The sequence below is a fragment of the Edaphobacter sp. 4G125 genome (genome assembly GCF_014274685.1).
Lineage (GTDB): Bacteria > Acidobacteriota > Terriglobia > Terriglobales > Acidobacteriaceae > Edaphobacter.
Genome location: NZ_CP060393.1, coordinates 3,528,614 through 3,542,273 on the forward strand (window position 1 = coordinate 3,528,614; position 13,660 = coordinate 3,542,273).

The 13,660-nt window shown below is 54.2% G+C and carries 11 protein-coding genes and 1 tRNA gene; 3 read left to right on the forward strand and 9 right to left on the reverse strand.

All coding sequences use genetic code 11. The features are described from left to right. Window positions 1-67 precede the first annotated feature (67 nt). From H7846_RS14685 to H7846_RS14700, 4 genes are all read right to left on the reverse strand, one after another. Window positions 68-364, reverse strand: a complete 297-nt coding sequence (locus H7846_RS14685) for a DUF503 domain-containing protein (RefSeq protein ID WP_186693092.1) — start codon at window positions 362-364, stop codon at window positions 68-70. A gap of 30 nt (window positions 365-394) precedes the next feature. Beyond that, on the reverse strand, window positions 395-1,072 hold the full coding sequence (locus tag H7846_RS14690) for an outer membrane beta-barrel protein (RefSeq protein WP_186693094.1): 678 nt from the start codon (window positions 1,070-1,072) through the stop codon (window positions 395-397). A 79-nt stretch (window positions 1,073-1,151) separates the two neighbouring features. Next, the gene (locus H7846_RS14695) at window positions 1,152-2,480 is read right to left on the reverse strand and encodes an NfeD family protein (protein ID WP_186693096.1); all 1,329 of its coding nucleotides are present in this window, start codon (window positions 2,478-2,480) and stop codon (window positions 1,152-1,154) included. A gap of 10 nt (window positions 2,481-2,490) precedes the next feature. Then, complete coding sequence (locus tag H7846_RS14700; RefSeq protein ID WP_255460662.1) at window positions 2,491-4,005, reverse strand: tetratricopeptide repeat protein; 1,515 nt, start codon at window positions 4,003-4,005, stop codon at window positions 2,491-2,493. 242 nt (window positions 4,006-4,247) lie between these two features. Here H7846_RS14700 and H7846_RS14705 point away from each other — a divergent pair, with 242 nt between their 5' ends. Beyond that, window positions 4,248-5,588: an alkaline phosphatase family protein gene (locus tag H7846_RS14705; protein WP_186693098.1), complete on the forward strand. Its 1,341-nt coding sequence runs from the start codon at window positions 4,248-4,250 to the stop codon at window positions 5,586-5,588. A gap of 10 nt (window positions 5,589-5,598) precedes the next feature. Here the strand turns inward: H7846_RS14705 and H7846_RS14710 are convergent, their stop codons facing one another. The 3 genes from H7846_RS14710 to H7846_RS14720 form a co-directional block, all read right to left on the reverse strand. After that, window positions 5,599-7,191 carry an ArnT family glycosyltransferase gene (locus tag H7846_RS14710; protein WP_255460663.1) on the reverse strand — a complete coding sequence of 531 codons (1,593 nt, stop codon included), beginning with the start codon at window positions 7,189-7,191 and terminating at the stop codon, window positions 5,599-5,601. A 7-nt stretch (window positions 7,192-7,198) separates the two neighbouring features. Then, entirely contained in the window at window positions 7,199-7,507 is a 309-nt protein-coding gene (locus tag H7846_RS14715) for a DUF3467 domain-containing protein (RefSeq protein ID WP_186693102.1), read from the reverse strand. A 21-nt stretch (window positions 7,508-7,528) separates the two neighbouring features. Continuing rightward, window positions 7,529-7,613 (reverse strand) — tRNA-Leu (locus H7846_RS14720). A 636-nt stretch (window positions 7,614-8,249) separates the two neighbouring features. Between H7846_RS14720 and H7846_RS14725 the strand changes: the two genes are divergently transcribed. Then, window positions 8,250-9,836, forward strand: a complete 1,587-nt coding sequence (locus H7846_RS14725; RefSeq protein WP_186693104.1) for a flavin monoamine oxidase family protein — start codon at window positions 8,250-8,252, stop codon at window positions 9,834-9,836. A 6-nt stretch (window positions 9,837-9,842) separates the two neighbouring features. On the opposite strand, the gene H7846_RS14730 is transcribed toward H7846_RS14725, so the two are convergent. Next, window positions 9,843-11,081: a dipeptidase gene (locus H7846_RS14730; protein WP_255460664.1), complete on the reverse strand. Its 1,239-nt coding sequence runs from the start codon at window positions 11,079-11,081 to the stop codon at window positions 9,843-9,845. A 304-nt stretch (window positions 11,082-11,385) separates the two neighbouring features. Here H7846_RS14730 and gnd point away from each other — a divergent pair, with 304 nt between their 5' ends. Beyond that, window positions 11,386-12,846 carry a decarboxylating NADP(+)-dependent phosphogluconate dehydrogenase gene (gene gnd / locus H7846_RS14735; RefSeq protein WP_186693108.1) on the forward strand — a complete coding sequence of 487 codons (1,461 nt, stop codon included), beginning with the start codon at window positions 11,386-11,388 and terminating at the stop codon, window positions 12,844-12,846. Between the two features lie 91 nt (window positions 12,847-12,937). On the opposite strand, the gene H7846_RS14740 is transcribed toward gnd, so the two are convergent. Then, window positions 12,938-13,210 (reverse strand): hypothetical protein, encoded by a 273-nt coding sequence (locus H7846_RS14740; RefSeq protein ID WP_186693110.1) that lies wholly within the window; start codon window positions 13,208-13,210, stop codon window positions 12,938-12,940. Window positions 13,211-13,660: the final 450 nt, after the last annotated feature.

Here is a 13,660-nt window from a genome sequence, read left to right on the forward strand (position 1 = left end):
AAATACGACATTCCGCCTAATCTTTTTCCGCGCGGATTTCAGGACATAAGGGCGAACCCCTGAAAAGCTATTCAGAGAGGAATTCGGCATAAGAATCAATAACTTGCCCTCCCAAAGATTGTGTAATGCGGTGGATTGCCTGATCGATCTCCTGCAGCTGCCCGGTCAGGTAGCTTCTTGACCCAGAGATGACAGCGATTCCGAGCGTTGCGCGATTCCATATCTCTCCGGAATCCAGCTCGGCGATCGTAAGGTTGAAAGCATGACGAAGCCTGTCTTTAAGTGCGCGAACCAGCTGCCTGCGGTCTTTGAGTGAGTGCGCATGCGGGATTTCAATCTCGACGGTGAGTTTGGCAACAGGCACTTTTCTTGGGATCTCGAAGACCGCCGGTGACTAGAAATGGATCACAAAGCCAAATCCCGGCTCAACGGTCCAGGTCTGCTTTTGGAGAGTTATAAGATTCACTCCAAAGTCAGGAGCTTTATAGAAGGTCTGCCGGATCTGTGCACGAAGCCCAAAGTGAGGCGTCAGCTCTTTCTCGAGACCAGCAGAGTAGTAGTAAGTCATCCGGGCGCGGGAAAAAAGTCCCTGACCACCATAGGTTGTTGGACGGAACGCAGTGGTACCAAGGCCAGCTGAAACAAACGGCTTCGCTGATAGAAGAAGGTGCGGGGGATGGACGACGTAACCGAACGAATATTCGCTGGCGTTTGCCTGCACACCGCCTGGGAAATAAATATCATTCCCGTTTTGTGTAAATCGCTGCGTAAAGCGAGCGTAGGTGTAATTGAACTCTGCGCCAAGATAAGGAGATTTTGTGTATCGAGCCGTAACCAACACCCCCACGGTCGAACCGGCTTTCTGATTGATGTTCTCGCCTCGATCATTTGTTCCTGAAACGCTCTTTGTAAAAGAACCAAAGCCATTCACCGCAACATCAAGTCGGGAAAGCTGTTTATCCAGAGCGGGGTTTCCGCTGGTGGCCTGAGCTCGGGCCGTGTGGGTTGCAACAGTTGCAAAGAGGCAAAAAACAAGGCTTGCCACACGCAGGGGACGAGACACGATCGACATCAACGAAAAACTCCCTTGAAACGGAAAAGTGCTGTTTTTCAGTCTACTATCCTGACCCGCCCAATGGCCGATCCGGTGGTTAAAGAACTTCGGGCTCTACCAGGAGAATCAACCCCTCAACCGACCGAATCCGAACCGGTGATCCAGGGGCTGGAAATTCTGTCTTTGTGGTAAAAAGCCGGGCCTCCCACAGTTCTCCGCGAACTTCCACCTGGAACTTCCCTGCGACATCAGGAGAGGTACGTACAAGCGCAATTCCCCCAATCATCGCTTCCGGGCCGGTCATGACTTTACTACGACGGGCGCGAAGGGCAATCCAGGCAAGCCCAAACGTGATAATGGCAAATGCAAGACCAACGGCGATTGCTGTCGACAGATGCACCCTCTGTTCGGGGATAGGACCATCTACCAGGGTGGCAAGACCAACAATAAGGCACAAAGTTCCCAACAAAGCGAGCACTCCATGACTGGGAAACTTTGCCTCGAGAACAAAGAGGCACACCGCCGCAATCAGTAGAAAAACTGCCGTGTGGTGAATGGGAAGTAGATTCAGCCCGAAGAGCGCCAGCAGCACCATCAGGCTACCTAAGGCACCAGGAACAACCGTTCCGGGGACATTGAACTCCAGGTAGATCAGCAAAGCTCCCAGAACCAGCACAAGAATCGCAAGATCAGGATTCGCCAGACGACTGAGAATGCGTTCCCGGAGAGATGGTTCCAGAATGACGATCGGAGCGCCAGCAAGATGCAGCGTCTGCAACGTGCCATCGAAACGACGAACCTGGCGCCCATCGAGCATCCGTAGCAGAGCAGTATCATCCGGAGCCGTCAGGTCGATCAGGTTTAGCTTCAGAGCCTCCTCATCGCTATAAGACTTCGAGCTCCGGACCGCATCTTCCGCAGCCTGGACATTCCGGTTCCTGCGCAGGACATAGGACCGTAAAAAAGCCGAAGTATCGTTCTCAATCTTCTCTTTGAGAATGGGATCGAGTTTCCCACCTTCAAGGACAGGATGAGCAGCTCCAGCATTGGTTCCTGGAGCCATCGCGGCAACATCCGCCGCTTCGAGAAGAAAGAATCCCGCGGAACCTGCCCGGCTGCCCGAAGGAGAGATATAGACGATGACCGGCACTGGCGATCTCTCGATGGCCTGCACCATGACACGCGTTGAACTGAGCAGGCCTCCTGGCGTACCTAAGGAGATGAGGACCGCCGGGGCATGACGACGTTCTGCCTCGGCAAGTCCGCGCTCCAGGTAACCGGCGGATACTGGCTGGATCGTATCGTGAAGCGTGAGCTTCAGAACGGGAGCCGTCTGGGCATATGCAGCAGTAAGACATAGGACGAGGAGAGCAAGCCAGCGGGTTCGCCTGATCGTCTTCCGAACGCATTGGCGGCAACGCTTCATAGAAGAATCATCATGGCAGAGTTTGGCCCCGTGCGGCGAGTGCCTGTTTCATTCCAAGAGCGGCGGTGTTTTTGGGCTCAAGCTTAAGGGCTCGAGCGACATCTGCAGCCGAAGCACCCATTTGATTGCTATTGAGTTCGAGACGCGCCAGCACAAGGTATGCCGCAGCATTAGGGCTGAGCTTGAGTGAAGCCTGTGCTTCTTCTCTAGCGGCAGCGGCATCACCGCTCTGTTCACGCACCTGGGCTAAGCCAGCATGTGCCTGTGCGCTGGAAGGGCTGGCCGTCAACGCGGACTGAAACTCGCGTTCCGCTTCAGGGATGAGCCCCTGGGCCAGATAGTCGCTGCCCATTTGGACATACTGCGCCGCTTGTTCAGCCGGTGGAAGCATGGCTACGCGAGCCGCTCGCATCTGATCAATCTGAAATGCTGCCTGTCGGAACGACACCTCGGAGTAGGTGCGGCGAATCCGCTCGAGGGGTTCAAAACCAGATGCTGAAGAAGATGTCCCGGGCTTCCCTGCCCCCGATTGCGGAGAAGATGGCTGACGACCGCCAGCGATGAGAGCTTTTAATTGCGGGGCCTCCGGATCGTTGGGCCGAAGTTTTAGCACAGTATCAACCTCTCGTCCTGCGCCGGAGAAATCGCCGGAATGGAACAACGACACAGCAAGATTGTAATGATAGTCAACGTCTTTAGGATCCGCTGCAACGACCCTCTGGAAGAGGGCGCTGGCATTGTGTCCCTGGCGACTTGAAGCAACGGCCTGGTTATTGATGACTTCGGGAAGAGGAAGGCGACTGGCCACAAAAGCAAAGGCCTTTTCTGCGTCTGCGTAACGAGCACTGTTAAACCGTGCCAGGCCCAGGTAAAAATTCGCCTCCAGCGCCCGTCGATCCGTCTGGGAGATCCGGGCCAGCGTAGCCGCTGCACGATCATAATCGCGTTCACTATATTGCGTTTTGCCCAATGCCAGCAAAGCAGCTGTATAACCTGGAGATTCCTGCACTGCCAGTTGCAGACGCTTAATACGCTCCTGAGGAGTTGCCGCGCTTATTCCTCGGATATAGTTTTCAAACGCGCTCAGCTTCACCTGTCCCGAGGCAGCAAGAAATGTCTGTTGGGCAACGTTGAAGCGCGGATCGATCTTTTTGGCGATCTTCCAGGCAAGCGCATTCTGAACATCGAACAGTCGTTGAAGTTCATTCGATTCTTCGATGGGTGGGGACATCCGCAGATTGTTGATCTCCAACACCTGGGCCTGAGCGGAGATGCGGCCATTGGCAACGTTGTAGCTGCCGATGATCACGTAATTGGCATCAAGGGTCTGTGCAATCCGAATGGTAGTCGCTCGGGTCGGCCGAAAATCAGCAGGAAAACCGAGATGATCGAGCGCATACTGGCGGTCATCTCGTGAGATCGTGAGGAACCCCGCAGAGCTCAATCTCAGATTGAGAGTGTCAGGAAAGGACTCCCCGATCCAGCCAAGATCTGATTGACCGGAGCGATTCTCAAACGGAAGCACGAGAACGATTTTTCCAATCGGTGCTGAATCTTCGGGATTCTGCGCAAATAACACCGCAGCAGAGAAAGCGAAAAGAAGAGCAGAAACGATACAGCAGACCCGAAATGCCGAACGAAATGACAAAATCCTGAGCACAGGTTGAGTATAGAGCGTTCTCTGAAGTTCGCCTTACGCTTTATCGGCTGATACTCTTTCGTGCGAAGACTCAATGAACACCTTTGCGTATTGAACAAGGAGAGAAGATGTTTCGTCAGATCTGCGCGGCCAGCCTCGTTTTCATTTTGGCCAATAGCTGTACCGGACGATCAGCGGCTCAGACGCCGAATCACAGACAAAAAGTCGTCGTTATCAGCCTCGATGCATTTGGAGCCGAGAGCCTGCACGATCCCCACCTGCCCACACCGACACTGCACAAATTAATGCAGAAGGGCACATACGCTGTTGCGATGCATCCAATCAACCCGACCGTCACCTGGCCCAATCACACCTCCATGGTGACCGGCGTCAATGCCAGTAAACATCATGTCATCGCAAATGGTCTGATCGTCGATCAGAGGTCGGACAAACAGCCGCGAATCGATCCGGATGCGCCAAAATCAAGGCTCGTCGCTGTCCCTACGGTCTACGATGCAGCCCATAAAGCTGGCCTGACAACTGCCGAAGTAGATTGGGTCGCCATCAATGACGCCGATGGCATTACCTGGAAGTTCCCTGAACGTCCCAACCCTGACGGTCCCATCGAAAAAGATCTGGTTACGCAAGGTGTGGTGAGTCGTGACGATCTCATGCACTTCGGAAAGCCTTCGCAAGCGTGGAGAGACCGCATATATACCGACGCAGCCATCGACATCATCAAAAAGCATCATCCCGATCTTCTCCTTTTCCATCTTCTTGCTCTCGATGGAATTGAACATCAGACGGGGTTCGGAAACGATGCGGGAAGAGATGCCATCGCCTTTCTCGATGATCGCGTCAAGGACATCATTGAAGGAGTAAAAGAGGCTGGCGATCTAGACAACACAGCCTTCCTTATCGTCTCCGATCATGGACAGCAGAGCGTCTTCAAGCACATTGATGGCAACGTCATGTTGCGACAGGCTGGGCTGCAAGGACCTTCGATCAGCAATCCGGCCTACTGCATTCCAGAAGGAGGCTTTGCACTCATCTACCAGAAGCGCGCCACACCGCAATCAACACAACGGTTGAAGGCTGCCTTCTCAGGCAAGCCGGGAATCCGGGCAGCTCTCACTCCAGAGGAAGCCGCAAAGGAGGGCTGGCCCATTCCCTCCACAACCGATCAGGGGCCGGACCTCCTGGTCTATGCCGCCAACGGATTCGCCTTTGCGAATGGCAAATCTGAAGAAGCGGTCACCAACACAAAAGAGGTGGGTGCGCATGGCTACCCCAACACAGAGCCACTCATGCAGGCAATTTTCATCGCCTCCGGCGCAGGCATTGCCAAACGAGGAGAGATTCCGGCCTTCGATAATGTTGATATCGCGCCAACGATCGCGCGTCTGCTGAATCTTAAGTTGGAGAACATCGATGGCAAGGAGTTGAAAGACGTACTTCTCCATCCGTAGATGGCGTTGATTACTGAGCAAAGGTCGGTGGAGTCAACAAGGCGTTTACAGCACGCGGAAAACGCAGAACCGCTGCCCACTCTCCCTTACGTCGCCCCTGCCATACGATCTCTCCATGCAGGAGCGCCGCAGCCTCGACAGGAGACAGGTCGTGGTGGAAGTCAAAATATTTCGCATCAGCGCCCCGATTGATCTTCCCAATGTTGAGTTGATTTACTGATGGCTCCCACTTCGTCGAAAAGAGCAGCGCCGTATCGTATGCTCCTGGATCCTGGGCAGCCTTTTCCATCTGCGCCATGGAAAAGTTCTGGAGTGAGACAACCTTCACCGGGCGGCGAATATAACCGAGTTCCGGACGGGTAAGCTCCGCGCTTGCAGGCCATGCGGTCAAGACCGTAGCTTGCGGATATTGATGCGCAATGATCGAGATCGCTTGCTGGTGCAGCACGATCATATCGCGATAGGTAAGATTGTCCTCTGGAGCAAACGCATACGGCGGATTGATCCAGAGACCAGCGAGAAATGCCGCAGCACTCAACAACCCAAGCGCCCACCATCTTTGCAGGTGTCTCTGCCATGTAGTGACGCACAGCAAAAGGATCAGTGGGTACATCGGCAGAAGATAACGAGTGAGCAGCGCTCCGCCAAGAACCGAAAAAGCGATCCAGTTTGCCAACAAAACAACACCAATCCCTGCCAGTATGCGCCGCGGAATCTGCGATGGCGCAGAGGCTCGTAACGGGATAAAAAACGCCGCGATCGTGCATACCACTGGGACGTACATATTCATGTGCGTCGTCAGATGTAGCAACCGGTGCCATAAAGAGAGCACAACGCGAGCAAGATCAAAATTCGCCGTGGCGTTATAGCGCAGGAACTCCGGATTACCGAAGATGAAGCCGGTCTGATGCTTGTGGTAGGCGTACCAGGCAATCAGAGGAATCAACGGAGAGAAGAGAGATACGATCCAGAGAGCATGTGATCGCCGCTCTGCGGCGATACGCGATCGGATAAGCAGGAACGCCTCAAACAAGCCAAGAGCCAACGGTGTGATAATCGCCGTCTCTTTCGAGAGCGCAGCAAAAGAGAAAAGCCCCGAGGCAAGAATCTGGTTTTCGTTGGAGGGTACGAAATAAAGAGCCAGGGCCCATAATGTAAATGCCGCAGCGAAGATATCCGCATGCGCCAGCGTGCTCTGAGCGAACCAGATGGGATAAATCGCGGTCAGCACCACTGTGGTAATGGCCACCTGAGTATTTCGCAGCGACTTTGCCAGATAAAAGACCGCAACCAGTGCAGTCGCAGCTACCATAACCACCAGGGTGCGAGTTCCGCTGATCACGAATCCGGAGATATGCCACCACGCTGCAAGCAAAATGGAGGGCAGTGGAGGATGCGCGTTCGTGAGGGTAGTCTGCGGAATCAGCGAGCCGGTACGGAAGAAGTCCCACGCTGCAGGAATGTAGTAACCTGCCTCATCCCAGAAGTAAGGCAGACGCAAAAGTGTGATGTGAGACAGATAGACTGCCGCAAAAAATAAGGGAAAGAGCAGCCACGTGGGAACCTCAGCGGGAACGCGGCGGTCTTTGGGTGAGGGTCGCACGAGCCTCTTAGTGGACAGGACCACCCGCCGTAGGAAGTTGCTGATCGAGCGCGATCGTCCCAAAGGTCTGCTCATACTGTGACAGATTGTGACTCAACACATTGAGCAGAGCCTTGGCCTGTTGAGGACTGAGATAAACCCCTTGAAAGTTCTTGATCGTGAGCTCATCCGGGGCTTCCTGGTTCATCGTTCCGAAGACCAGCATGAAATCCCACACAGACATACGAACCTGAACGCTGTTCGCATATCCCTCTCGATAATCCGGAGTGGAAGAAAGGTTCAGCTTCGGCTCAGCGTTCGTTTTCTGCTGACTCATAACCATTGACTTTCTAGAGATTGGTGCGAAAGGGGGGACTTGAACCCCCACGGGTTACCCCGCCAGATCCTAAGTCTGGTGCGTCTGCCAATTTCGCCACTTTCGCAATTCTTACGGCGACTTCGATTACAGGGTGAAGACTCCATAACTCCAGCAGACAATCTCTTCCCTGCCGATGGAACCAGTTTGAATTGTACCGTGTTCCCAGACTAACCCAACGGTTCAAGCAAAAACGAGCCGGGCAGTCGAGAAACTCGAATATCCCGTATTCCTCACATGATTACGGGATATTCCTTACAAACGCATCTGGAAACGCGAGCCGTTTCCAGACCGCGGGTTTACCACGTCGGATTAAACGACGTAATCCAGAGGACGAAAAGCACTCCAAAAAGTATCACCAGCAGCGGCCACCACCGATCGATCCATGCTGATTCATGCGACGCACTCATTGCCAACCCTCTCTTTCCATTCAAATCCTACCTGAGAACAAAAGGACCTCTCAACTCTGGCATCCAATGAGTCAATCCAATCTCCCTGGTCTGTTTTGTGATTAATCGCCAGGGGATATGGAATAGCCCGGGACTTTTGCGTTAAAGTGAAATCACATTTGATCTCTATCTACCTTCGCGATGAGCCACGATGCTCTTGAGGCGAAGCTCTACCTCTCACAGATCAGGACTTCAATCTTCTCTGACGGCAAGAGAAGTCGATCTTTAATTTTCCAGAGCGAGGTGACTTTTTCATGGGAATTACCAGGCGCGATTTTTTAATGCGGGTAGGACAGGCAGGCGGATACAGCGCTGCGTTTACCACCATGCAGTCCCTGGGTTTGCTGCCGATGAAGGCTCTCGCAGCTGAACCCATCACAGCTGCTGCCGGCATCGGAAAGGGTGTGAAGATCGTCGTCCTCGGAGGTGGTGTCTCAGGATTGGTTACCGCCTATGAGGCCAAAAAGCTGGGATATGAGGTCAAACTGCTGGAAGCCCGCCACCGCCCCGGTGGACGGGCTTGGAGCGCGCGCAAAGGCGACGTGGTTGAGTTTATCGACGGCACAGAACAGCACATCACCTGGAGTGACGGCCTCTATCAGAACATGGGGCCAGCGCGTCTTCCCTCCGTTCACGGAACCATGCTCGGTTATTGTAGGGAGCTCAAGGTCCCACTCGAAGTCGAGGTCAACACCTCTCGCTCTGCCCTCCTCCAAAACGATAAGGTTCGCGATGGCAAAGCGATCCAACAACGTAAGGCAATCAACGATACCCGAGGACAGGTCAGCGAACTCCTCTCTAAAGCGCTCGCCGGAGGAGCGCTCGATCAGGAACTGAGTACAGAAGATCGCCAGCGGATGTTGGAAGCTTTGAAGATCTATGGCCCTCTCAATACGGATGGAAAATATATCGGTTCAGACCGCTCAGAGATCAAACAGTATCCCGGTGCTGGGCCTCAGAAGCTGATCTTCGATGATCATCCGCTCAAAATGCAGGAGCTGCTCGACGCGAACTTCTGGAACGCCGAACTGTACGAAGAAGCCTGGGACTGGCAGGCGACGATGTTCCAACCGATCAATGGAATGCAGCAGATCTCCAACGCCTTCGCGAAGGCTCTTGGCTCCACCGTGGTCTATAACGCGCCCGTCACTGAGATCGCAAAGACCGCAAAGGGCGTGCGTGTAGGTTACGGCAACAGCTCGACGAAGTACATCGAAGCCGACTATGCCGTATGCGCCATGCCGCTGAGCATCCTGATGAAGATCAAGGCCGATCTCGATCCGGCACATCGTGGCGCGGTCGATCGTGGCGGAGCATCCTATCGTGGCGCATTCAAGATTCCCTGGGAATCTCGCCGCTTTTGGGAACAGGACTACAACATCTACGGCGGACTCTCTTTTCTGGCAGAAGGACCGAGTCCAGTCTGGTACCCCAGCTGCAAACTCTTCTCTGATCGGGGCATCGTCGTCTCGGGATATATGGACGAAACGATGATGAACGGCTTTGACAAGCTCTCCCTCGAACAGAAGTTCGAGGCCTCCCGCACCTCGATCGAAAAACTCCATCCCGGCCACGGCAAGGAGCTGGAGAAACCCATCTTCTGCGGCTGGAAACACATCAAGTGGAACGAAGGATCATGGATTGGCAGGATCGACGATGCCGATTATGACACCATCACCCAACCGGATGGCCCCATCTACTTTACCGGCGACCACACCAGCCACATCGTAGGCTGGCAGGAAGGCGCCGCGCTCAGCGGCAAGCGTGCTGTTCAGATGATCAGCGATCGAGTCAAAGCAGCGCGGCTTGAAGGCAAACACAGCGAAACATACTCAGCATAGAAACTTCTACTGCTTCGCAATCTCCGAATGAATCGCAGGCATCGACCGCAGCTCGCGTGCGCGCTGTTCTACAGCGCGCATCACGCGCAGAAGGTTTCCGCCATAAATCTTCTTGATGCCTTCTGCCGTATACCCCTTCTCCAGCAGAGCGCGGGTCAGCGCAGGAAACTTGTTATACGAGCTCAACTCCGGCGGAACACAGCCAACGCCATCAAAGTCCGTACCGATGCCAACATGATCAATGCCTCCCACCTTCACTGCATGGTCAATCTGAGCCACAACATCGGCAAGCGTTGCAGGAGGAACCTTGTTCGTGAATTCTTCGCGGAGCTTCTCGATGGCTGCCTGTCTTGCCGTCGGATCTTCGATCTTCATCGCAGCTCTGTACTGCTCGCGCAACGCGGCCTGCAGCGGCTTGGAATCCGTAAAGTAGCGTTGCGAGAGGAACTCACAACCAAAATTAATCTGCACGACTCCGCCCTTCGCGGCCAGAGCCTTGATCATCTCGTCGGTCATATTGCGGGTGTAGCTTGAGACCGCGCGGCACCCGGAGTGCGAAGCAATAATTGGAGCTGAAGACGTCTCCAACGCATCCCAGAAGGTCTTATCGGCGGTGTGAGAGATATCAACCATCATCCCCAGACGATTCATCTCCCGCACAACATCTTTTCCAAAGGGAGTGAGGCCGTTGTGATGTGTCACCTTGGGATTGTCTACATCTCCCTGCGAATCGGCCCAGTTGTTCGTGTTGAAGTGAGTGAGCGTCATGTAGCGAACGCCAAGCGTGTAGTAATCCCGCAATAATCGCAGCGAGTCTTCAATCGCATGTCCGCCCTCGATGCCCATCAACGCTGCGATCTTGTGCTCGTTGTGAGCGCGGACGATATCCTCGGCGGTCGTTGCCAGAACAAAATCATTGGGATGTGCAGCCACAATATCAGTGCGGACGGTATCGATCATCTGTAGCGCCCGATTCGCAGAGCGATTGCCATTGACATACTCCGCGCCAACATAGACCGCGAAAAACTCGGCTCCGAGAAAGCCCTTCATTCGAGCAAGGTCTGTCTGTCCCCGCTTGTTCGGCGTGGCGATGTCGTATCCCTCCACCGTGAGCGAGGTCACATCGTTATGCGTATCGATCAGAATGGCATCGCGAGTAATGCGATCCACCTCCGCCTGAGTCACCTTATGTTGCTGGGCAGTTAGCGGAAGAGCGATCAAGGCGAGAGCAGCGATTTGGGACACACGAGCTGAAAACAATGGGTTGACCTTTCCACAAACAGATTTCGGAATAGGGCTTGCTGAACACCATAAAGCCATGCCTACTCGCAAATCCAGCGCAAAGACTGCCTTGCGGGAGCCAGTCGAGCAGCACAACTTAAGCGATTACCTTAATTTTTGTGGAAGAACCTCTGTGTCAGCTCTGCTCTTCTACCCCTATGATAGAAAGACCCCGTGGACGGACCACTGAATTCGAGGTCTCAGACGTTTGCGGCATTTTGCTTTATTTCGCGAGATCCCACAGGGATGACGCCTTAGGAGAATGAGCATGGCTGATGGAAGTTGCGATATCGGGTTAATTGGCCTGGCAGTAATGGGCCAGAACCTTGTACTGAACATGAACGATCACGGCTATAAGGTCGCCGTGTTTAACCGCACGACCTCGAAGGTCGATGAGTTCATCAACAACGAAGCAAAGGGAACCCAGGTCGTCGGAGCTCACTCTGCCGAAGAGCTTTGCAAACTGCTCAAGCGCCCGCGCCGCGTCATGCTGATGGTGAAAGCCGGTGATGTCGTCGACCAGACCATCGAACATGTGCTTCCATACCTTGAAAAAGGCGACATCATCATCGATGGCGGCAACTCGCTGTTTACCGACTCCAACCGCCGCCGCAAGCAGCTTGCGGAAAAGGGCATCCTGTTTGTCGGCACCGGCGTCTCGGGTGGAGAAGAAGGTGCGCGTTTCGGTCCTTCGATCATGCCCGGTGGCGATCCCGCTGCGTGGCCGCATGTGAAAGAGATCTTCCAGGCCATCTCCGCCAAAGTCGAGGATGGCTCTCCCTGCTGCGACTGGGTAGGACCCGATGGCGCCGGTCATTACGTCAAGATGGTCCACAACGGCATCGAGTATGGCGATATCCAGCTGATCTGCGAAGCCTATCAACTTCTGCAGGATGCGCTCGGACTCACTCCAGATGAACTGAGCGAGATCTTCGCCGAATGGAACAAGGGCGAGCTCGATAGCTACCTCATCGAGATTACGACCAAGATTTTTGCCAAGAAAGACGACGACGGCAAGCCGATGATCGACAAGATTCTCGACACCGCCGGACAGAAGGGCACCGGCAAGTGGACGGCAATCTCGGCGCTCGATCTTGGCCAGCCTGTCACTCTGATCGGTGAGAGCGTCTTCGCACGTTGCCTGTCTGCCCTGAAGAACGAGCGTGTTGCTGCTTCGAAGATCCTTCAGGGACCGAAGAAGGTCCTGACCATCTCGGAGAAGAAGGCCTTCATCGAAGATGTTCGCCGTGCGCTGTACTGCTCAAAAATGGTCAGCTACGCGCAGGGCTACATGCTGCTCCGCGCCATTGAGGCCGACCAGAAATGGGAGCTGAACATGGGCGGCATCGCGCTGATGTGGCGAGGCGGCTGCATCATTCGCAGCGTCTTCCTGGGCAACATCAAGGCCGCATTCGATAAGAACCCCAAGCTGCAGAACCTGCTGCTCGACGAGTTCTTCTCCAGCGCGCTGAATAAATATGGCCCATCGTGGCGCAAAGCGATTATTCACGCGATCGAGATCGGCGTTCCGACTCCGGCGTTTTCGACTGCTCTGGCGTTCTACGATGGCTACCGCACCGAGCGGTTGCCGGCGAATCTGTTGCAGGCGCAACGCGACTTCTTCGGCGCTCACACCTACGAACGTACCGACAAGCCTCGCGGCGAGTACTTCCACACCAACTGGACCGGCCAGGGCGGACGCGTCTCTTCGACCACCTACAACGCCTGATCACGACCAAGCGCAAACAAAAAGGGCAAGCTCAATGCTTGCCTTTTTTGTTTGCCTGGGGAGTTAATCCTTCTTTAGAAAGTCATGCAGCTTACCGCAGACGCTGCCACGCATCGTAGGTAAAGATGCCAACAATTCCAATTGTCATCGCAGCCGTAGCAAAGCCAAGGACGCGAATTGCCGGACCGATCTTATTCACTTTGCGAATGATTTCGCTCTGTTCTTGCTGTTCGTGGGTCTCTCGTTCGTTGAGGAAGAGCTGGTCTTCTTCGTAGCGGGTCAATTGCCCGCGATAGGCAAGCAGCGCCAGAAAACAGGCTGCCACCACTCCCCACATGATGAGCATGACAGGTATCGCACTCATAACAGGTTCCCTCCTCCCTTTGCAGGGCCAGCAGATTGGGCGTCCGGGCTGTACAGGCGGGCCGGCAGCAGGCTCGGATGGCAGCGGGGGCCGTCCGACGGCATCATACGCCTGTCTTGCAGAGAAGATATAGCGCGAACCGACTTTGATACGGCGAAACGACTCGCGGGAGTTGCAGGACGCACAAAGTTTCGGCCCCCTCCCCCCAGAGATCTTTCTATGAAGTCCAATGTTTTGTATAGCTTGCGCAATTCTTACTTCGCAAAATATTCTAAACAAAAGGCTTAGACATCAAAATATAGAAAATAAACGATTTAGAGGGCACAAAATGATGAGGGAGCAAACCGAATGGATCGCTCCCTCATCATTTTTGCTCTTACAGAACCAGTATAGCGAATGCATCCAGGCAATTCCGCAATCCGGATCTTTATTATTTTCTGTCACTTACGC